Below are 20,346 nucleotides of genomic sequence, written 5' to 3' on the forward strand. Positions count from 1 at the left end.
GTTTTCATGCGTCTCGATGAAGAGACCGGCAACCCCCACCGCGATCGCGGCGCGGGCGAGAACCGGCACGAATTCGCGCTGCCCGCCGGTGGAACCGCCCTGCCCGCCCGGCTGCTGCACGGAATGGGTCGCATCGAAGATGACGGGGCAGGCGCATTGCTCGGCCATGGTCGGCAGGCCGCGCATGTCGGTGATGAGCGTGTTGTAGCCGAAGCTCGTGCCGCGCTCGCAGGCCATCACGCGGGTATTGCCGGCATCGGTGATCTTCGCGACGACATTCCTCATGTCCCACGGCGCGAGGAACTGGCCCTTCTTCACGTTGATCGCCGCGCCGGTTTTCGCGGCCGCGACGAGCAGATCGGTCTGCCGGCAGAGGAAGGCGGGGATCTGCAGGCAATCGACGATGCTCGCCACTTCCGCGCATTGGCCGGGCTCATGCACATCGGTGATGACCGGCAGGCCGAAATCGCTTCGGATATCGGCGAAGACCGCCAGCGCCTTCTCGAGCCCGATGCCGCGCGCCGCCTTGCCGGAAGTGCGGTTCGCCTTGTCGAAGGAGGACTTGTAGATGAGCCCGATGCGCAAGCTTTCGCAGATTTCCTTCAGGCTGCCGGCCATCGCGAAGGCATGGTCGCGGCTTTCCATCTGGCAGGGGCCGGCGATCAGCGCGAAGGGCCGGCTGTTCCCGAAAGTCACGGGACCGATGGTCACATCCGTCATCGAAGATCCTCTGTTCTCCGGGAGGGGTCCGGAGCGGCCTTCGCGATAGGCCCTCGGCGGTTTGATCGCAAGCCCCGCCATGCCGGGAGGCCCGGCCAGCGGCCGTCACGCCACCAAACGCTCAAGCCGGATCGCGGTGGCGAAGCCGGGGCGCGGCTCGATGGTGAAGGCATCGCCGGCGGCAACCATGCCAAGCCCCATCCGCACCGCCTGCCTGGCGACCGCGGCCGGCTCGGTGACCCTGAGGCCAAAGCCGGCGAAATGCGGGGGGCTCGTCCGGGCTTCGACACCATAGAGGAAGCGGAACGTGTCGGGCGTGACAATTTCCACCCGTGTCCGGCCGCAATCCAGCGCGATCCCCGATGAAGAGGCGCGCATCTCCCGGCAATCGGCGAAAGCCGAGAGGAAGATGTGATGATCGGAGGGGTTTTCCGCCACGAGTGTCACGCGGGAGATGCCGCTGGCACCATTGGGGTGCTGCTGGAGCGCCGGCGACCAGAAATTCTCCGGAAAATGCTGCTGGCAGACGAAGAAACCGCATTCGGCCAGGTCTCGCGCATGCGCGAAGGCCAGTGTGAAGGCCACTTCCACCTCCGTGCCATCCGCCTTCACGCCCTTGCGCCTGAAATCGAACGGGGCGAAGGAGCCTACGCCTTCGCTTGCGAAGCGCATGGCATCGGCCTTCGCATTCTCGCTTTTCAGCACCATCATCGAAAGGCCGGGCTGGCGGGCGATCGCCTCGGCCACGAAGGCACCGAAGGAAAAGAACCCCGGCTGATGCGGCGGCACCTGCGCGCCCTCGCCCACCGAGATCAATTCGAGAAAGGTTTCGTCCGCGAACTGGATCAGGCGGTTTTCCGTGCCCCAGGGATGGCGGTTGCGCGCGCCCACGCGCCAGCCCAGCGCCTCGAACTCTCCGGCGAGCTGATCGAGATCGGTGGTGCCGAGAACCAGGTGATCGAGGGGGCGCGGCGACATGCCATCTCCTTGTGGTTCGGGACTGCGCTGCGGTCGAGTTTCCGCGTGCGGGCCGTTCGAGCGTTTAGCCCATGCGTTCCTTGCGCGCAAAGCCTGCCAGAGTTCGGCCAAGGGCCGGCCCTCCGTCAGGGCTCGATGACATGCGGCACGAAGCGCGCGAGATTGCCGGTGATGAGGCTCGAATCCTCGCGGATGAGCATGCCCGCCGGCTGGCTCGCGACCATCCAGGCGCCGATTACCACATGGCCACCGCCGAAATCCGGGATCTCCACGAGCTTCTGGCGCATGATCGGGCCACCATAGGGACCCGAGGTCTCGGTGACCGGCTTGCCATCGCGGATGATCCGGATATTCGCGCCCTCGCGGGAATGGATCGGCTTCTCGACGAAAGACGCGCCGAGATCATCACCTTCCTGCCCGGCAAAATAGGCCGGCAGCAGGTTCGGATGTCCCGAATGCATCCGCCAGAGATGCGGCAGCAACGCCTTGGTGGAGAGAACGGCTTTCCAGATCGGCTCGATGAATTGCGTGCGGCTGCCGATGACCGATTGGCCGAATTCCTCCCGGAACATCCATTCCCAGGGGTAGAGCTTGAACAACACGTCGATCTCGCCATTGGCGAGGTCCACGAAGGTGCCATCGCGCGCAATGCCGATCTCGTCCATGAAGAGGAACCGCGTCGAAAGGCCCGCGGCCTTCGCGCAATCCTCGAGATAGGCGACCGTGCCGCGATCCTCGGCGCTATCCCTCGCGCAGGCAAGATGCAGCCGGTAGGCTGAACTGCCCCTGAGATGGCGAAACGCCTCCACGAGCCTTTCATGCACGGAGTTATACTGGTCCGAACCGGCGGGCAGCACGCCGCGCGCGATCTGCTCTTCCAGCCAGTCCCACTGGAACACGCCGGTCTCGAACAGGGCCGTGGGCGTATCCGCGTTGTATTCCAAGAGCTTGGCTGGTCCGGTGCCCGCATAGGCGAAATCGAACCTTCCATAGAGATTGCGATCGCCGCGCTGCCAGCTCTCGTGGATCGTGCCCCAGAAATCGCGCGGAATGCCCAGCGAAGTGAGGATTTCCTCGCTGCCGATCGCCTCGGCCACGAAGGCGAGGCACATCTCTTCGAGTTCGGCGGAGGGGGCTTCGATGCCTTCCTCGACCTCGCGTAGGCTGAAGGCGAAAGCTGCGCTCTCGTCCCAATAGGGCGTGCCCTCCGCCGTGTGAAAGGTGAAGCCCATGCGCTGCGCCGTGTCGCGCCAGTCCGGCCGTTCGGGAAGCGTCAGGCGACGCATCAGGAGGACGAGGAGGAGGAGGTCGAGCGCGCGGTCGAGCCGAAGCCGCCGCGCGTCACGGTCGAACTCTGCACGCTCGGCACGCCACCCCGCCCGGTGGTGATGCTGCGAGGCACGGTGACGGGGCCGGGCTGGGATGCATTTCGGCTCACGGTCGTGCCGGCGGCGGTGGAATAGCTGCGCCAGCCGCCCGCCGCGCCGGTTGAAGAGGTCGAGCGCGGCACCACGCAGCCCGGCTGTGTGGCCGGCGTGAAGCCCGGCGTGCAGGGCTGCTGGTTGCGCAAAGGCGGCAGAAGCGCTTGCGGCTGGCGCTGGCCGAGGAGCCTCTGCGCGATCATCACGCCCGCAAGGCTGGGCAGGAAGGAGGTCGTGCCGGCCATGGTCGCGGGCTTGCACTGGCCCGGGCCATATTGCGCTTCACAATCCCCCTGCGCGTTGAAGCGCGGCGCCTCCGTGAGGTGTTTTTCCTCGGCGGCCGCGAATTCCGCCTCGCATTGCTCGCGCGTCATCGCGCTGGCGGTCACGCAGGCGCTGAGGCTCTCGTAGATCTCGGCCTTGTCGCTGTCGGAAACCGGTCCGCCCGAACGGCCGAGCCATGCGCCGGCGATCAGCAGGCCGGTCGCACCGATTAAGATCATCGAGGAGCGTTTCATCGCCGATGCCCTTACACGCTCATCGAGGCAGCATTGAGGAGCCCCGCCCCGAGGCTGACGCTCGCGACCGTGATGCCCGCCGCGATGTTGCCCGCGCCGACCTTCGCCGAGAGACCCGGCACGATGAAGCGGCAGACGAGATAGGCGATAAGCTGCACCACGAAAGCGGCGAAACCCCAGACGAGCATGTCGGGGATGCTCACGGCCTGCGCGACGGCCTTCGAGAGCGGCAGCACGAAACCGATCAGGCTCCCGCCCAGCGCGATGGCCGCCGCGACATTCCCCTCGCGGATCAACGCGATTTCGTCATGCGCGGTCAGGCGCATGTAGACGAGCACGAAGATCGTCAGCAGGGCGGCCGCGACGATGAAATACAGGATGAAATGCGGCAGGCCGCCGAAAGTGCCCGCGAACATCCGTCCCTCGATCTCGAACATGGCGATTCCCCCCTATCCGGCACGATATCCTGCCTCGCAGGAGCCGGAAAGGAAAGCGTCAGACCAACCGGCTCTGGGCCATCGCCGCGGCGATGAAGCTTGCGAAAAGCGGGTGCGGCTCGAAGGGGCGCGATTTCAGCTCGGGGTGATATTGCACGCCCACGAACCAGGGGTGATCGGGATATTCGATCGTCTCGGGCAGGAGGCCATCGGGCGAGACGCCTGAGAACAGCAGGCCCTTCGCCTCCAGCTTGTCGCGGAAGGCCATGTTCACCTCGTAGCGGTGGCGATGGCGCTCATGGATGACATCCGAACCATAGATGCCGGCGATCCGCGAATTGGCAACGAGCCTTGATTCATAGGCCCCGAGGCGCATCGTGCCGCCGAGATCGCCGCCCGATTGCCGCTTTTCAAGCTGACCCTTGTTCATCCACTCGGTCATCATGCCGACGACGGGAATGTCGCAGGGGCCGAACTCGGTGGAGGATGCGCCGGCCAGCCCGGCGAGATTGCGCGCGGCTTCGAGCACCGCCATCTGCATGCCGAAGCAGATGCCGAAATAGGGCACATTGCGCTCGCGGGCGAAGCGCGCGGCCTGGATCTTGCCCTCCGCGCCGCGATAGCCGAAGCCGCCGGGGACGAGGATGCCATGAACATGCTCGAGGTAACTCGAGGCATCCTCGCGCTCGAAGATTTCCGAATCGATCCAGTCGAAATTCACTTTCACCCGGTTGGCGATGCCGCCGTGGTGAAGCGCTTCCATCAGCGATTTATAGGCGTCCTTCAGGCCGGTATATTTGCCGACGATGGCGATGGTCACTTCGCCTTCGGGGTTGCGCAGGGTCGAAACGATATGCTGCCAGCGCGAAAGATCGGGCTCCGGGCCTTCATCCAGACCGAAGACACGCAGGACTTCGCGGTCGAGCCCCTCTTCATGGTAAGCGAGCGGCACCGCGTAGATCTGATCGACATCGCGCGCCTCGATCACCGCCGAGGGGCGCACGTTGCAGAAGAGCGCGAGCTTCTTCCTCTCGCCCTCGGGGATCTCGCGATCGCAGCGGCAGAGCAGGATGTCCGGCTGGATGCCGATCGAGCGCAATTCCTGCACCGAGTGCTGGGTGGGCTTCGTCTTCAGCTCGCCAGCGCTGGGAATATAGGGCAGCAGCGTGAGATGGATGTAGCAGGAATGGCCCTGCGGCAATTCATTGCGCAACTGTCGCACGGCCTCGAAGAACGGCAGGCCCTCGATATCGCCCACCGTGCCACCCACCTCGATCAGCACGAAATCGTAGTCCTCGTTGCTCGCGAGCACGAAGTTCTTGATGGCATCCGTGACATGCGGGATGACCTGCACGGTCGCGCCGAGATAATCGCCGCGTCGCTCCCGGGCAATGATCTCCTGGTAGATGCGCCCCGTCGTGATATTGTCCGACTTTCTGGCCGAAACCCCGGTGAAGCGCTCGTAATGGCCGAGATCGAGGTCGGTTTCCGCCCCGTCATCGGTCACGAAGACCTCGCCGTGCTGATAGGGGCTCATGGTCCCCGGATCCACGTTCAGATAGGGGTCGAGCTTGCGCAGGCGCACGGTATATCCGCGCGCCTGAAGCACCGCGCCGAGAGCTGCGGAGGCGAGACCCTTGCCGAGGGAGGAAACCACGCCGCCGGTGATGAAGATGTACCGCGTCATGGGGACCGAGCCTTAATCCAGCGCGCCGATTCGGCGCAAATGAAAAAGGCGCCATCCACAAGGATGACGCCCCGATTTCGGGCCCAGGCCCTGATCGAACGTTTACTGGTTCGGCGCGGTGCCGCCCTGCAGGTTGCGGAGCTGGTCGAGAACGTTCGGGGCCGAGCCCGGAGCCGGCGCAGTCTGGCCCGGCAGGGTCGGGGGGGCCGGCGCGTCAATGCCAACCGGGGCGCGCTTCGGCGCGTTGCGGGCGGCCATGACGCCGAGGGTCAGCGAGGTGACGAAGAACGCCGCGCCGAGGATCGCCGTGGTGCGCGAGAGCAGGTTCGTCTGCCCGCGGCCCGTCATGAAGGACGAGGGGCTCGAACCCATGCCGAGGCCGCCGCCTTCCGAGCGCTGCAACAGCACCACGCCGGCCAGCGCCAGCACGATGACGAGGTGAATGGCAATCAGAACGGTTTCCATCGGTCAGTTCGGTCCAGCAAGGGGAAAGGGGCGGCGGGGGCCACCATCCGCAAGGATTTGGCCTCCCATACCGGGAAATGCAAGGAAGGCAAAGACGCAAAATCGCGTCAGGCCGCGTTGGCGATGGCGAGGAAATCCGCCGCCTTGAGGCTCGCGCCACCCACCAGCGCGCCATCGACATCCTCGAGCGCGAGGATTTCGGTCGCGTTCGAGGGCTTGACCGAGCCGCCATAGAGTATGCGGCACTTCTCGGCCTCGCCCTTCGCGAGAACGCCTCGCAGCGTCTTGCGGATATCTGCGTGCATCTCGGCGATATCCGCAGGGGTGGGGGTGAGGCCCGTGCCGATGGCCCAGACCGGCTCATAGGCAACAACAACCTGATCCGCCCGCGCGCCGGCGGGGACCGAGCCCCTGATCTGGCGACGCACGACCGACAGCGCCTTGCCGGCCTCGCGCTCGGCGCGCGTTTCGCCCACGCAGATGATGGCGATCATCCCCTGCCCGATCGCGGCTTCCGCCTTGGCCTTCACTTGCGTATCCTTCTCGGCATGATCCGTGCGGCGCTCGGAATGGCCGACGATGATCGCGGTCGCACCCGCTTCGAAGAGCATGCCGGCGGAGAGATCGCCGGTATGCGCGCCGGAGGCTTTGGCATGGCAATCCTGCGCGCCGACACCGATTCCCGTGCCGATGCATACGGCGGCCGCAGTGAAGATCAGCGTTGCCGGCGGGCAAACCAGCAGATCGACCCTGGCGCGCAGGGCGGGTGTCGCGCCCTTCCCCATCGCCTGGATTTCCGCAAGGTCGGCCCGGAGGCCGTTCATCTTCCAGTTTCCGGCGATCAGGGTCTTGCGCATGGATCAGGTTCCATAAAGGCAGGGATTGTTCCGGCCCGGCCGGTAGCATGCTGAGCGCGAGCGTTCAACGCGCGAGCAGGCCGCGCCTTGCCTTCTGTTTTCGCCATCCCTATGGTCCGGCCCGATTTTTGATCCACGCGCACTGAGCGCCATCGCTTCCGGAGCACCGATCCGCCCATGATGACCGCCATCCGCTCCGCTGCTTCCAACTGGCTCGGCCGCGTCGTCCTCACCGTCGTGATGGGCTTGCTGATCGTTTCCTTCGCGATCTGGGGCATCGGCGACATCTTCCGCGGCGGTTCCACCCGCAATGTCGCGACCGTGGGCAAGGAAGTGATCTCGGCCGAAGCCTATCGCAACGCCTTCAACACGGAACTGCAGAACCTGCAGCGGCGCATTCGCCGCCCGGTGACGACCGCGGAGGCGCGCGCTTTCGGGCTTGATCGCGAGATCCTGAACCGCCTGATCGACGAAGCGGCACTCTCGGCCAAAGCCAATCGCCTCGGCCTCGCGCTCGACGAGCAGGGCGTGAACCGCTCCGTTCTCGAAGCCGAGATCTTCCAGACCGGCGGCCGCTTCGATCGTGAACGCTATCTCTCGCTGCTCCAGCAGAGCGGGCTTTCCGAGCCTGCCTTCCTGCGCCAGCAGGGCGAATTCCTGCTGCGCCAGCAACTCGTACAGGGCCTTGTGGGCGGCATGACCGCGCCTTCGACCTTCAACGCGGCCCTGCACCAGTATCGGGAGGAGGAGCGCAGCCTCGAGGTGGTGGTCATCCCCACCGCGAAGGTGCCCGAGCCGGCCGAACCGACGGCGGACGCGCTCCGGGCCTTCCATAGCGAACGCAGGGCGGAATTCCGCACCGTGGAAACCCGGCAGGCGACGGTTCTCACCGTTTCGCCCCAGATTTTCGCGGGCAGCGTGACGTTGAGCGAGGCGGAACTGCGCGCCTTCCATGATCAGGCGGTGGCAAGTGGCCGCTTCGGCTTGCCCGAGCGTCGCCGTGCCCTGCGCGTGCTCTTCGATTCCGAGGCCGCCGCAAGGGCCGCGGCCGATCGGCTCGCCGGTGGCCTCACTTTCGAGGCGCTGCTGGCCGAGAAGAACCTCAGGGAAGTCGATGTCGATCTTGGCCTGCAGACCCGCGCGCAAGTGGCGGATGCCGCGACGCGCGATGCGATCTTCTCGCTGCCGGAAGGCGGCGTGAGCGCGCCGATCCGCGACCCGTTCGGCTTCGTGCTGATCCGCGTGGCGAAGGTCGAGCCCGGCCGGGCGACGCCGTTCGCCGAGGTGCGCGCCGAGGTGGAATTCGATGCCCGGACGCAGAAACTCACCACCGACCCGGCCGTGAGGCAAAAGGTGGATGACCTCGTGAAGAAGATCGAGGACCAGCGTATCGCCGGCAAGTCGCTCACCGAAGCCGGGCAGGTGGCCGGGCTCAGCCCGCTCGTGATCGAGGGGCTGGACCGCAACGGCAATGGCCCCGATGGCCAGCGCCTGACGGTGCCGGGCAGCACGGAGACGCTGAACGCGATCTTCGCCTCCGATATCGGCCTCGACAACGAGGCGCTCCACCTGCGTGACGGCAGCCATGTGTGGTTCGAGGTGAACCGCGTCGATCCCGCGCGCGACAAGGCGTTCGAGGAGGTCGAAGCGGAGATCCGCACGCGCTATCTCGCCGATCAGAAGTCCAGGGCGATGGGCGAATTTGCGACCGCGCTCGTCAAGCGCATCGAGGCTGGCGAGAGCTTCCACTCCGTCGCGGCCGAACTCGGCGCGCCGGTGCAGACTTTCTCGGCCATCCGCCGCACCTCGAATGATCCGGTTCTCGGCCGCAATGGGGTGGAGCGCGCCTTCGCGGGCGAGATCGGCAAGGTGGCGAGCGCGGTAGCACCCGATGGGATCGGCCGCCTGCTGATCCTGCCCAAAGCATCGACCCTCCTGCCCTATGATGCGGCGGCGGATGCCAATTCGACCTTCTCGCGCCAGCTGGCGCAGGGCATGGCCGATGATGTGTTCCGACAATATGTCGCGGCTCTGCGCAAGGAAGCCGGCGTATTCATCAACGAGGCGCTGCTGGCCCAGACCCTCGGGCAGGCGAACTGATGGAGGCTGCGCAGGATTTCGAGACGTTCGAGCGCCTGTATCGGGCGGGCCAGCCCCAATGCGTGGCGTTGCGGCTGGTTTCGGACCTCGAAACGCCTGTATCGACCTATCTCAAGCTGAAATCCCATGCAGGCGAGCGGCCCTCGTTCCTGCTCGAATCCGTGGAAGGCGGCGCCACCAAGGGCCGGCACTCGATCATCGGCCTCCTGCCGGATCTGGTCTGGCGCTGCCGCAGCGGCACGAGTGAAATCTCCCGCAACGGCTCGGAATTCGCGGCCATGCCGGGCAAGCCGCTGGAAGCCCTGCGCGCCGTTCTGGCGGAGAGCCGCATTCCCGGCCTCGAGCATCTCCCGCCGATGGCGAGCGGTGTGTTCGGCTTCATGGGCTATGACATGGTGCGCGAGATGGAGCGTCTCCCACCCGCCAAGCCCGACCAGATCGGTGTCCCCGACGCGCTGATGATCCGCCCGACGGTCGTGCTGATCTTCGACAATGTGAAGGACGAGCTTGTGCTGGTGACGCCGGTTTTCCCGAAATCGGCAACACCGCCAGCCGCGGCCCATGAATCGGCGCTCGCCCGTCTTCATGACGTGCTCGCCCGGCTCGGTGAGCCCCTGCCGCATGGCGGTGATGCGGGCGACATGCTTGCGCGCATTCCCGAGGCGCAATCCAACACCACGCCTGCGGAATTCCACGCGATGGTCGCCAGGGCGAAGGCATACATCCTCGCGGGCGATATCTTCCAGGTCGTGCTCTCGCAGCGCTTTTCCGCGCCTTTCGATCTCGATGCCTTTTCGCTCTATCGCGCCGTGCGCCGCGTGAACCCCTCGCCCTATCTCTGCTATCTCGATTTCCAGGATTTCCAGATCGTCTGTTCGAGCCCGGAAATCCTCGTGAAGGTGGTGGAGGGGCCGGAGAAGAAAAAGGTGGTGACGATCCGCCCCATCGCCGGCACCCGCAGGCGGGGCGCCACCCCGGCCGAGGATATGGCGCTGGAGAAGGAACTCCTCGCCGACCCGAAGGAGCGCGCGGAGCATCTCATGCTGCTCGATCTCGGTCGCAATGATGTGGGCCGGGTCGCGGAGATCGGCTCGGTGGAAGTGACGGATTCCTTCTTCATCGAGCGCTACAGCCAGGTGATGCACATCGTCTCGAATGTCGAGGGGCGGCTCGATCGGGCGAGATATGATATCCTTGATGCGCTGGCGGCGGGTTTCCCGGCGGGAACGACCTCCGGCGCGCCGAAGATCCGCGCAATGGAGATCATCGACGAACTCGAGAAGGACAAGCGCGGCACATACGCGGGCACGATTGGCTATTTCGGGGCGGATGGCGCAATGGATACCTGCATCATGCTGCGCACCGCGCTCGTGAAGGACGGGATGATGCATGTGCAGGCTGGTGCCGGCATCGTGCATGACTCAGTGCCTGCTTCCGAACAGGCGGAATGCGAGAACAAGGCCAAGGCCCTGTTCCGCGCGGCGGAGGAAGCGGTGCGATTTGCATCCCGCGGCAAACGCGGGCAGTAATCCTTTCTTTGCCATCTTCTGAAGGCGGGGCTCCTCTGCTTCGCTCGACTGCGGATCTTCGCGAATCATTATCCTTTGGCGGTTGATCCTCAGCGCGGGAAATGCCTCAGAAGGAGGGTTTCATGCTTGTCTCCGCCGCATATTCTGTCAGCCAGTTCTCTTTTCAGCGGGGAACCTCCGGGAATGTCCCCGCCACGGTCACCCGCGACGTCTCGACCGGCATTGGCCGGCTGCTGGCCGTGGGCCATCTCAAGGATGCGCCCCGCCTGCATGGTGAAATTCACCAGACCCTGCAGAGCCGGTTCGGCCTCGGTCGTGACGAGGCCACGATCCTCACGCTGCAGATCATGACCGATGCCGTGCGCGAAGCGAATTCGCTGATCTCGGTCGATTTTTCGATCAAGACCTACCGGGAAATGCAGGCCCGGACCATGCCGATGCCGGATGGGCAGCCCACGCCGGATGTGATTGAGGATCTCAATCGGAAAGCGCTGGATTGGACGGCCTAGGCCTGCCTTCGCCTTGACGTCCGGCTGCTTCTCCGCTTTGTCCTGAAGAGGTTTCTCTGCCGGGCAAGGCAAGCTCCATGCGCATCGCGTTGATCGACAATTACGACAGCTTCACCTTCAACGTCGTGCACGCGCTCGGACGCGAGGGCGCGAAGGTCGAGGTTTTTCGCAATGATGCCATGAGCGCGGAGGAACTCCTTGCGCTCGGGCATGAGGCGATTGTCATCTCCCCCGGCCCCTGCACGCCTTCGGAAGCGGGGATTTCGGTTGAGACCATCGAGAAGGCCAATGGCAAGGTGCCGCTGCTTGGCGTCTGCCTCGGTCATCAGGCGATCGGGCAGGCCTTCGGCGGGAATGTCATCCGCGCCTATCCCGTGCACGGCAAGGTTTCGACGATCACGCATGATGGCAGGGGCCTGTTCCGCGGCATGAACCAGGGCCTCACGGTCACGCGCTATCATTCGCTGGTGGTGGAGCGCGCGAGCTTCCCCGCCTGCCTCGTGCCGACCGCCGAAAGCGAGGATGGCCTCGTGATGGCGCTCCAGCATCGCGATTGCCCGACCTTCGGCGTGCAATTCCACCCCGAGAGCATCGCGACCGAGGGCGGACAGCAGATTTTCCGCAATTTCCTGGAACTGGCGCGTGAATTCCGCGCGCATCGCCAGGCCGCGTGACGAGTATCCCGATGGAAGCCTTCAAGCCCCTGATCGCCAAGGCAGCCGCCGGCCTGCCCCTCTCCCGCGAGGAAGCCTCGCTCGCCTTCGCGCAGATGCTCTCGGGCGAGGTGACGCCGGCGCAGATGGCAGGCTTCCTGATGGCCTTGCGTGTTCGCGGCGAAAGCGTCGAGGAGATCACCGGCGCAGTGAGTGCCATGCGCGAGCGGATGGTGAGGGTCGAGGCCCCGGCCGGCGCGATCGACGTGGTGGGCACGGGCGGCGATGCCTCGGGCTCGTGGAATGTCTCGACGCTCGCCGGGTTGATCGTCGCGGCCTGCGGCGTGCCGGTCGCCAAGCATGGCAACCGCGCGGCCTCCTCGAAATCCGGCGCGGCGGATGTGCTTCAGGCGCTGGGTGTGAAGATCGGGCAATCCCCGGATATCGTGGCGAAAATCCTCACGGAAACCGGCTTTGCCTTCATGCTCGCGCCGGCGCATCACCCCGCCATGCGCAATGTCGCGCCGGTGCGCACCGAACTCGGCACGCGCACGATGTTCAACATCCTCGGCCCGCTCTCGAACCCCGCGGGCGTGAAGCGCATCCTGCTCGGCGTGTTCTCCGCGAGCTGGCTGGAGCCCATCGCCGAGACCCTTCGCGATCTCGGCACCGAGCGCGCCTGGATCGTCCATGGTTCGGATGGCCTCGACGAGATGACCACCACCGGCCCGACCCATGTGGTGGAACTCACGAATGGCCAGCTTCGTCGCTTCGAGGTCACGCCCGAGGAAGCGGGGCTTCCCCGCACCGCGCCCGGGGCGCTGAAAGGCGGCGAGCCGAGCCAGAACGCGGCAGCACTTCGCGATGTCGTCGCCGGCAAGCCCGGGGCTTATCGCGATATCGCGATTTTCAACGCGGCGGGCGTTCTGGCGGTGGCGGGCAAGGCCGCGACCCTGAAGGACGGTGCCGGGATGGCCGCCAAGGCGATCGATTCCGGCAAGGTCTCCGCCCTGCTCGACCGCGTGATCGCGGTTTCGAACGCGTGAGGGTCGCCAGAAGCACGCAAGAAGCGCCCAAGAAGTGTCAGATGAGGGGCACATGAGGGTCACATGAGGGGCATATGAGCGACATTCTCCGCACCATCGAGGCGACGAAGCGCGAGGAAATCGCCGCCGCCAGGGCGCGCCTTCCGCTGCCAGAGCTTCGCGCCCGCGCCGAGACGAAGCGTGCTCCCCGTGGGTTTCTCGCGGCTCTGGAAAAGAAGGTTCAGGCGGGGCAATTCGCGCTGATCGCCGAGATCAAGAAAGCGAGCCCCTCCAAGGGCCTGATCCGCGCGGATTTCGATCCGCCGGCCCTGGCGCGCGCCTATGACGCCGGCGGCGCGGCCTGCCTCTCGATCCTTACGGACCGGAAATATTTCAAGGGTGCCGCGAGCCACCTCACCTCGGCGCGCGCGGCGGTGAGCCTGCCCGTGATCCGCAAGGATTTCCTGATCGACCCCTATCAGGTGTTCGAGGCCCGCGCGATGGGCGCGGATTGCATCCTGGTGATCATGGCGAGCGTCGATGACGCGCTCGCGGCCGATCTCGTCGCCACGGCCTCGGCGCTCGGCATGGACAGCCTCATCGAGGTGCATGACGAGACCGAACTGTCACGCGCGCTCAGGCTGCCCTCGCCTCTTCTCGGCATCAACAACCGCGACCTCAAGACCTTCCATGTCGATCTCGCAGTTTCCGAGCGGCTGGCGAAGCGCGTTCCGAAGGATAGGCTGCTTGTGGGCGAAAGCGGCATCTTCACGCAGGCGGATTGCCAGCGTCTCGCTCAGAGCGGCATCTCGACCTTCCTGGTGGGCGAAAGCCTGATGCGGCAGGCGGATGTGGAAGCTGCGACGCGCACGCTTCTCGGCCTGAAGCCTGCCCTGAAGGTCGCGTGATGAGCAAGCTCACGCATCTTGATGCTTCCGGCGCAGCCCATATGGTCGATGTGGGCGAGAAAGCCTTGACCTCGCGCGAGGCCGTGGCCGAAGGCCGCGTGGTGATGGCGCCGGAAACCCTGACGCTCATCCGCGATGGCCTTGCGAAAAAGGGGGATGTCATCGCCACCGCGCGCATCGCCGGCATCATGGCCGCGAAGAAGACGCATGAACTCATTCCGCTCTGCCATCCGCTGCTGCTCACGAAGGTTTCACTCGATATCGAGGCCGATGAGAGCCTGCCCGGCCTCGTCGTGCGTGGGCTCGCGCGCGTCACCGGCCAGACCGGCGTTGAAATGGAGGCGCTGACCGCTGTTTCCGTCGCCTGCCTCACGATCTACGACATGGCCAAGGCGGTTGATCGCGGCATGCGCATCGAGGGCATCCGCCTGCTCGAGAAGCGCGGTGGCAAGAGCGGCGACTGGGTCGCCGATCCGAGCGGCTGATGGGCGGCGACACCCCGCTTCTGCCGGTGGCGCAAGCGCTTGCGCGCCTGCTCGCGCGAGCGGAAGCCTTGCCGAAACAGGCCGAAACCGCGCCGATCATCCGCGCCGCGGGCCGCGTCCTCGCGGCGGATCTCGTGGCCACGCGCACGCAACCGCCTTTCGCCATGTCCGCGATGGATGGCTATGCCCTGCGCGCGGAGGATTGCAGGCCCGGCAAACCCTTGCGTCTCCTGGGCGAAAGTGCCGCCGGCCACCCCTTCGAGGGCAGGCTTGAACCCGGTGCCGCCATCCGCATCTTCACGGGCGCGAAGCTTCCAGACGGTGCCGATTCGGTGCTGATCCAGGAGGATGCGCGCGCGGAGGGTGGGTTCGTGACGCCGGAGAGCCCTGCGAGACCCGGCGATTTCATCCGCCAGGCCGGGCGTGATTTCACCGCCGGCGAGACCGGTCTTTCCGCCGGAACGCGGCTCTCCCCGGCGCATATCGCGCTGGCCGCGGCCATGAACCACGCTTGCGTGCCGGTCTATCGCCAGCCGCGCATCGCTCTTCTGGCCACGGGCGATGAACTCGCCCTGCCCGGCCCGGATGTGCCGCTCGCAGCCACCATTGCCTCGAATCTCATCGGCCTTTCCGCGCTGGTGGAGGCGCGGGGCGGCGTGGTGCTCGATCTCGGAATCGCCCGCGACACGCCGGAAAGCCTGAACACCGCGATGGATCGTGCGATGGCCGAAGGGGCCGATCTGCTGGTGACCATCGGCGGCGCATCCGTGGGCGACCGCGATCTCGTGCGCCCCGTCTTGACGGCGCGTGGCGCGGTGCTTGATTTCTACCGCATCGCCATGCGGCCGGGAAAGCCGCTGAATTTCGGCAGCCTCGGCGCCATGCTCTATCTCGGCCTGCCGGGAAATCCGGTCTCCGCCCTGGTTTGCGGCACATTGTTCCTGGCGCCACTCGTGCTGGCGATGCAGGCCGATGCGCAAGCGGGCGCGGATCGCACCCGGACGGCACTGCTCGGCCGTGACCTTCCCGAGAATGATCGGCGTGAGGATTATCTGCGCGCCAGCCTCTCGATTGATGCCGCTGGCATGCCGGTCGCCACGCCCTTCGCGGATCAGGATTCATCGCTGCTCTCGGTGCTGGCGCGAGCCGGGGCGCTGGTGATCCGCGCGCCGGGCGCGGCCGCCGCGACCGCCGGCCAGACCTGCCGCATCCTGTATCTGTAATCCCGCGCCAGAACGAACGCTTGCGGAACACAAGCCGAACATGGTAGAGATGTTCAGGATTTGTTTTGGCCGAGTCGGGGCCGCAGGCGGGGTTCGGGGACATGCTCACACGCAAGCAGATGGAATTGCTGCGCTTCATTCACGAGCGCCTTCAGGAGAACGGGGTTCCCCCCTCCTTTGATGAAATGAAGGAGGCTCTGGACCTGAAATCCAAATCCGGCATCCATCGGCTCATTCTCGCGCTGGAGGAGCGTGGCTTCATCCGTCGCCTGCCGAACCGTGCCCGCGCGCTGGAAGTCATCCGCTTGCCGGATGTTCAGACACCCCGGCCCGGTCGCCAGCGTTTCGCGCCGAGTGTCATCGAAGGGGATCTCGGCAAGGTGCGCGCGCTCGCCCCGACCGAACCGGAGACGCAGCGCCCGGTTGCCATTCCCATCATGGGCCGCATCGCGGCGGGCACACCGATCTCCGCAATCCAGAACCGCGCCTCAACCATTGATGTCTCGCCCGAGTTCCTCAGCCATGGTGAGCATTTCGCGCTGGAAGTGCGCGGCGATTCGATGATCGAGGCGGGCATCTTCGATGGCGATCTGGTGATCATCCGCAAACAGGAAAGCGCCAATACGGGTGATATCGTCGTTGCGCTGATCGACGACGAGGAGGCCACTCTGAAACGGATGCGCCGCAAGGGCGCTTCGATTGCGCTGGAAGCCGCCAATCCGAACTACGAAACCCGCATTTTCGGGCCGGATCGCGTGCGCGTGCAGGGACGACTGGTCAGCCTCATCCGCCGTTATTGTGGCGAGAGGGCGGGGTCTTCCTCCGGTTCGAACCGGGCGGGGGGCCGTGGCCGCTGCGGGGATGTGGCCGGGCCTTCGGGGAAGCCGGTGGCGCTCGGGCCGCTTTCCGGCTCTTCGGTCATCGGGGGTGGCGTCTTGCGCCAGGCTCTTGTCTTGCGCCAGGGTCTTGTCTTGCGCGGATCGAGGCTGGTGTCACGGGCAGCGATCCGGCCGTCGCGCAAGTGGATCTGCTGGGCGCCAAGGCGGGCGAAGCTCTCCCCGGAGAGGAGCAGGCGGTTGGGTCCGCACAGCGCGGCATCAGCCGTGACCGGGGTGATGATGATCTGCGCGCGTTGGCAATCGAGGCGAGCGGCTTCCGGCGTGAGAGAGAGGGCCACATTCCGGCCATCCGGAAGGGTGCCGGTGCAGCCCGTCCGGTCGCAACGCGCACGTTGACGCAGCGTTGGGTCATCGGGTCGGCGGGCATCGCCGAGCGCGGGCAGCCATTGCTGGAGCGTGAAGCCCGAGGGAGAAGCGGGCGAGAGCAAAGTATAGCTTCCGCTTGCATCGCGGAGCAGCGCCATGCGGCCATCGGGTGCGATCATCAGGTCCGGCAAGGGCGTGGCCTTGAGCAGAATGGCCCAGAGCAGAACTAGCGGCACTGCGAGCAAGCGCAGGGGCGAACGGAAAATCACCAGCACCAACAGGGCGATGACCAGCAATGCAAAGAGATGGCCCGGTGCTTTCGGCACGGGCGGCGCGGCCCCCTCGATGCCGGCGACCTTCTCGGCCACGAACAGAACGCCGCGGGTTCCCTCGCCCATCACGCGCCAGACCCAGCCATCAAGCCCAAAAGGCAGGAGCATGGTTCCGATCACGCCGGCGGGCATCACCACGAGGCTCACGAGCGGGATCGCCAGCGCGTTGCCGATGAGGCCATAGGGGTTAAGCCGGTGGAAATGCCAGGCCGAGAACGGTGCGGTCGCGAGGGACGCGAGCAGGGTCGTTGCAACAATGCCGAGGAAGGCAAAAACCATGGCCTGCCCTGCCCGCTCCAGGAAACCCGGCCGGAAGCGACCGCGCAATTCGGGCTCGGGCTCCGGCCGGTAACGCCGCCAGAGATCATTTCCGGCGATCAGCGCTGCCACAGCCGCATAGGACATCTGGAAACTTGGCCCCAGCAGGGCCTCGGGCTCCCGCGCGAGCACGATCAGCGCGGAAATCGCGACATTCCGCAGGGCGAGCGCCGGGCGATCCACGAGAATCGCCCCGAGCATCACGAGCATCATGATCAGCGAGCGCTCGGTGGCCACTTCGGACCCCGAGAAGACACAATAGCCGATGGAGCCGAGCATGGCCCCGGCCGCCGCCCATTTCTTGATGGGATATCGCAAGGCAAGCGCGGGCGAGAGTGCCAGCAGGGCGCGGAGGGTCCAGAACATCACCCCGGCCGCCAGCACCATATGCAGGCCGGAAATCGAGACGATGTGATAGAGGCCGGATGCGCGCAGAACGTCATTCGTCTCGTTCGAGATCAGCCCGCGTTTCCCGGTGATCAGGGCGGCCGAGAGCGCGCCGGCCTCGCCACCGATGGCCTGCGCGATGCGATCGGTCATCGCATTGCGGGCGCGATCGATGAAGGCATTGAAACGCAGGCTGAAATCGGGCTCCCCCCTGGAGGGCGTGACCTCGATGCGGCCGATGGCGTAGCCGATGCCGCCCACGGCGCGGAAGAAGGAATCGCGCCGGAAATCATAGCCGCCCGGCATGGCCGGCTCGGAGGGCGGCGCGAGCCGCGCGCGCAGGGTGACATGGGTGCCGGCCTCGATCGTCGGGCGACCCGGCGCGCCGATCCGCACGCGGTAGGGCGCGCTTTGCGGCCTGGCAGCGCGATCATCCGCGAGGTGGGTGACGCGCAACAGGATGCGATGGCGAAGCGGGCCGGCATCGACCTGCTCGACATGGCCCGAGATGCTCACCGGGATCGCGCGTTCGAGCATCGGCGCGGCCATGCCGGCGGTGCGCCATGTCCCGGCAGTGAATCCCGCCGCCATCATCGCGAGGGCAATAGCGATGGCACGGAGGAGACCGTCGACACGGATCGCAAGGGTGCCGGCAAACAGCAACAGAACTGGTCCTGCCCATAGGGTTGGCTCGGAGGATGCCGCAAAATAGGCGAGGACGCCCAGCGCAAAAGCCACGGGAAGCAGAAGGAAACCGGTGCGCCTGTCGCGCTCTTCTTCCACCCAGCGACCAAGCAGGCTTCCGAAGCGCCCCTGAAACCCCGCATGCGACCACGCGGCTGCGGGGCTTGCAAGCACACCGGCAGAAGCGCGAGAGGGGGCCCAGCGGGTCATCGGCGCGGTGCTCCCTCTTGCGCTGGGTGAAACGGGCATTTGCGCACCCGTTCCTTCATGCTAGATCGCGCGGCAAAGCCGGGCAATGCCCGCCGAACTCCCGTTTTCCAATGTGAAAGCTGCTTTTTCCCATGTCTGATCCCATCGTCACGCGCTTCGCGCCCTCGCCCACGGGGTTCCTCCATATCGGCGGGGCGCGCACAGCGCTTTTCAACTGGCTGCTCGCACGCCGCCACGGTGGGAAGATGCTGCTGCGCATCGAGGATACCGACCGCGTGCGCTCAACACCCGAGGCGATTGACGCGATCATCGACGGCCTGAAATGGCTGGGCCTCTCCTGGGATGGCGATGTCATCTACCAGTTCGCGCGCGCGCCGCGGCACAAGGAAGTGGCCGAGGCGATGCTCGCCAATGGCCGCGCCTACAAATGCTATGCGACATCGGAAGAACTCGAGGCGATGCGCGAGGCCGCGAAGGCGGCGGGCAAGCCCGTGCGCTATGACGGCCGCTGGCGCGACAAGGGACCGGAGGACCACGCGAAGGCCGAGGCCGAGGGCCGCAAATACGTGATCCGCCTGAAGGCGCCGCTCGGCGGGCAGACCATCGTGCAGGATCTCGTCCAGGGCACGGTGACCTGGGACAACGAGAATCTCGATGACCTCGTGCTCCTGCGTTCGGATGGCACGCCGACCTACATGCTCGCGGTGGTGGTGGATGACCACGACATGGGCGTGACGCACATCATCCGCGGCGATGATCACCTGACCAATGCCGCCCGCCAGACGCAGATCTACGAGGCGAATGGCTGGAAGGTGCCACAGATGGCGCATATCCCGCTAATCCACGGGCCGGACGGCGCGAAGCTCTCCAAGCGCCATGGCGCGCTGGGTGTCGATGCCTATCGCGCGCTGGGCTACCTGCCGGAAGCTTTGCGGAACTATCTCGTGCGTCTGGGATGGGCGCATGGCGACCAGGAGATCTTCTCGACCGACGAGATGACCGCCGTGTTCGACCTCAGGAATGTGGGCCGTTCGCCCGCGCGCTTCGATTTTGCGAAACTCGAGAGCATCAATGGTCATTACATGCGCAAGACCGATGACGCGGCGCTGCTAGCGGCGCTTCGTCCCGTCCTGGCGCATGTCGAGGGGGGTGAGGCGATCGCCGCCGCGCTGACGCCGGAAAAGGAAGCGCAGTGGATCGCGGCCATGCCCGGCCTGAAGGAGCGCGCGAAGACGCTGGTGGAACTCATTGATGGATCGCGCTTTCTCTTCGCTGCGCGGCCGCTCGCAATGGACGAAAAGGCGTGCGACATCCTCGCGAAGGATGGCAAGGCGATCATCGCGCGGCTGCTCGCGCGCCTCGAGGCCGTTCCGCTGTGGGAAACCGCAAGCCTGGAGGAGGCGGTGCGTGCGGAAGCCGAATCCAGCGGCCTGAAGCTCGGCGCGCTGGCCCAGCCCCTGCGCGCCGCCCTCACCGGGCGGGCGACCTCACCAGGAATCTTCGAGGTTCTCGTGGTGCTTGGCCGCGAGGAATGCCTCGGTCGATTGCGGGATCAGGCCGCGTGACAGAAACGAGGGGGAATGCACATCTTGTGGCAGCCCCATGCGACAACACGCGGCATCATCCGGAAGCCCAACTTGACAGGCGGGGTGGTTTGTTTACGCCTCCATCGTAGGGTCTTGCGGCAGCGCAACA

General features: G+C 65.8%; 18 protein-coding genes and 1 pseudogene. 10 read left to right on the forward strand and 9 right to left on the reverse strand.

Annotated elements, in window-relative coordinates; genetic code table 11:
• The 8 genes from kdsA to tpiA form a co-directional block, all read right to left on the reverse strand.
• On the reverse strand, positions 1-720 hold a 720-nt coding region (kdsA, locus tag ACKODO_RS12910), incomplete at its 3' end, for a 3-deoxy-8-phosphooctulonate synthase (protein WP_408983844.1).
• Between the two features lie 105 nt (positions 721-825).
• A complete protein-coding gene (locus ACKODO_RS12915; protein WP_408983845.1) occupies positions 826-1,698 on the reverse strand; it encodes a VOC family protein in 873 nt (290 codons plus the stop codon).
• 125 nt (positions 1,699-1,823) lie between these two features.
• Positions 1,824-2,984, reverse strand: coding sequence for a glutathionylspermidine synthase family protein (locus ACKODO_RS12920; RefSeq protein WP_408983846.1), 1,161 nt, complete (start codon positions 2,982-2,984; stop codon positions 1,824-1,826).
• Positions 2,984-3,622 (reverse strand): DUF1190 domain-containing protein, encoded by a 639-nt coding sequence (locus ACKODO_RS12925; protein ID WP_408983847.1) that lies wholly within the window; start codon positions 3,620-3,622, stop codon positions 2,984-2,986. Before ACKODO_RS12925 ends, ACKODO_RS12920 begins: the two co-directional genes overlap by 1 nt.
• Before the next feature lie 26 nt (positions 3,623-3,648).
• Positions 3,649-4,074, reverse strand: coding sequence for a DUF350 domain-containing protein (locus ACKODO_RS12930; protein WP_408983848.1), 426 nt, complete (start codon positions 4,072-4,074; stop codon positions 3,649-3,651).
• Positions 4,075-4,132: 58 nt separating this feature from the next.
• Positions 4,133-5,761: a CTP synthase gene (locus ACKODO_RS12935; RefSeq protein ID WP_408983849.1), complete on the reverse strand. Its 1,629-nt coding sequence runs from the start codon at positions 5,759-5,761 to the stop codon at positions 4,133-4,135.
• Between the two features lie 102 nt (positions 5,762-5,863).
• Positions 5,864-6,226: a preprotein translocase subunit SecG gene (gene secG, locus ACKODO_RS12940; RefSeq protein ID WP_408983850.1), complete on the reverse strand. Its 363-nt coding sequence runs from the start codon at positions 6,224-6,226 to the stop codon at positions 5,864-5,866.
• A gap of 107 nt (positions 6,227-6,333) precedes the next feature.
• Positions 6,334-7,083: a triose-phosphate isomerase gene (gene tpiA, locus ACKODO_RS12945; protein ID WP_408983851.1), complete on the reverse strand. Its 750-nt coding sequence runs from the start codon at positions 7,081-7,083 to the stop codon at positions 6,334-6,336.
• Positions 7,084-7,260: 177 nt separating this feature from the next.
• Here tpiA and ACKODO_RS12950 point away from each other — a divergent pair, with 177 nt between their 5' ends.
• The 9 genes and pseudogenes from ACKODO_RS12950 to lexA form a co-directional block, all read left to right on the forward strand.
• Entirely contained in the window at positions 7,261-9,183 is a 1,923-nt protein-coding gene (locus tag ACKODO_RS12950) for a SurA N-terminal domain-containing protein (RefSeq protein WP_408983852.1), read from the forward strand.
• The gene (gene trpE / locus ACKODO_RS12955; protein ID WP_408983853.1) at positions 9,183-10,712 is read left to right on the forward strand and encodes an anthranilate synthase component I; all 1,530 of its coding nucleotides are present in this window, start codon (positions 9,183-9,185) and stop codon (positions 10,710-10,712) included. Before ACKODO_RS12950 ends, trpE begins: the two co-directional genes overlap by 1 nt.
• Positions 10,713-10,834: 122 nt before the next feature.
• Entirely contained in the window at positions 10,835-11,221 is a 387-nt protein-coding gene (locus ACKODO_RS12960) for a hypothetical protein (RefSeq protein ID WP_408983854.1), read from the forward strand.
• Between the two features lie 77 nt (positions 11,222-11,298).
• A complete protein-coding gene (locus ACKODO_RS12965; protein WP_408983855.1) occupies positions 11,299-11,895 on the forward strand; it encodes an anthranilate synthase component II in 597 nt (198 codons plus the stop codon).
• Positions 11,896-11,906: 11 nt separating this feature from the next.
• Complete coding sequence (gene trpD / locus ACKODO_RS12970) at positions 11,907-12,920, forward strand: anthranilate phosphoribosyltransferase (protein WP_408983856.1); 1,014 nt, start codon at positions 11,907-11,909, stop codon at positions 12,918-12,920.
• Positions 12,921-12,994: 74 nt separating this feature from the next.
• A complete protein-coding gene (gene trpC, locus ACKODO_RS12975; RefSeq protein ID WP_408983857.1) occupies positions 12,995-13,807 on the forward strand; it encodes an indole-3-glycerol phosphate synthase TrpC in 813 nt (270 codons plus the stop codon).
• Positions 13,807-14,292 carry a cyclic pyranopterin monophosphate synthase MoaC gene (gene moaC, locus ACKODO_RS12980; RefSeq protein ID WP_408983858.1) on the forward strand — a complete coding sequence of 162 codons (486 nt, stop codon included), beginning with the start codon at positions 13,807-13,809 and terminating at the stop codon, positions 14,290-14,292. The genes trpC and moaC overlap by 1 nt, the downstream gene beginning before the upstream one ends.
• The gene (gene glp / locus ACKODO_RS12985; RefSeq protein ID WP_408983859.1) at positions 14,292-15,515 is read left to right on the forward strand and encodes a gephyrin-like molybdotransferase Glp; all 1,224 of its coding nucleotides are present in this window, start codon (positions 14,292-14,294) and stop codon (positions 15,513-15,515) included. The genes moaC and glp overlap by 1 nt, the downstream gene beginning before the upstream one ends.
• Positions 15,516-15,616: 101 nt before the next feature.
• Positions 15,617-16,312: pseudogene (gene lexA / locus ACKODO_RS12990) on the forward strand (transcriptional repressor LexA); the annotation flags it as partial.
• Here lexA and ACKODO_RS12995 read toward each other — a convergent pair.
• Positions 16,309-18,690: a ComEC/Rec2 family competence protein gene (locus tag ACKODO_RS12995; protein ID WP_408983860.1), complete on the reverse strand. Its 2,382-nt coding sequence runs from the start codon at positions 18,688-18,690 to the stop codon at positions 16,309-16,311. The pseudogene lexA and the gene ACKODO_RS12995 overlap by 4 nt on opposite strands.
• Positions 18,691-18,782: 92 nt before the next feature.
• On the opposite strand from ACKODO_RS12995, the gene gltX reads away from it, so the two are divergent.
• Complete coding sequence (gene gltX, locus ACKODO_RS13000; protein ID WP_408983861.1) at positions 18,783-20,216, forward strand: glutamate--tRNA ligase; 1,434 nt, start codon at positions 18,783-18,785, stop codon at positions 20,214-20,216.
• Positions 20,217-20,346 lie beyond the last annotated feature (130 nt).

Source organism: Rhabdaerophilum sp. (assembly GCF_046092605.1).
Taxonomy (GTDB): Bacteria; Pseudomonadota; Alphaproteobacteria; order Rhizobiales; family Beijerinckiaceae; genus Rhabdaerophilum.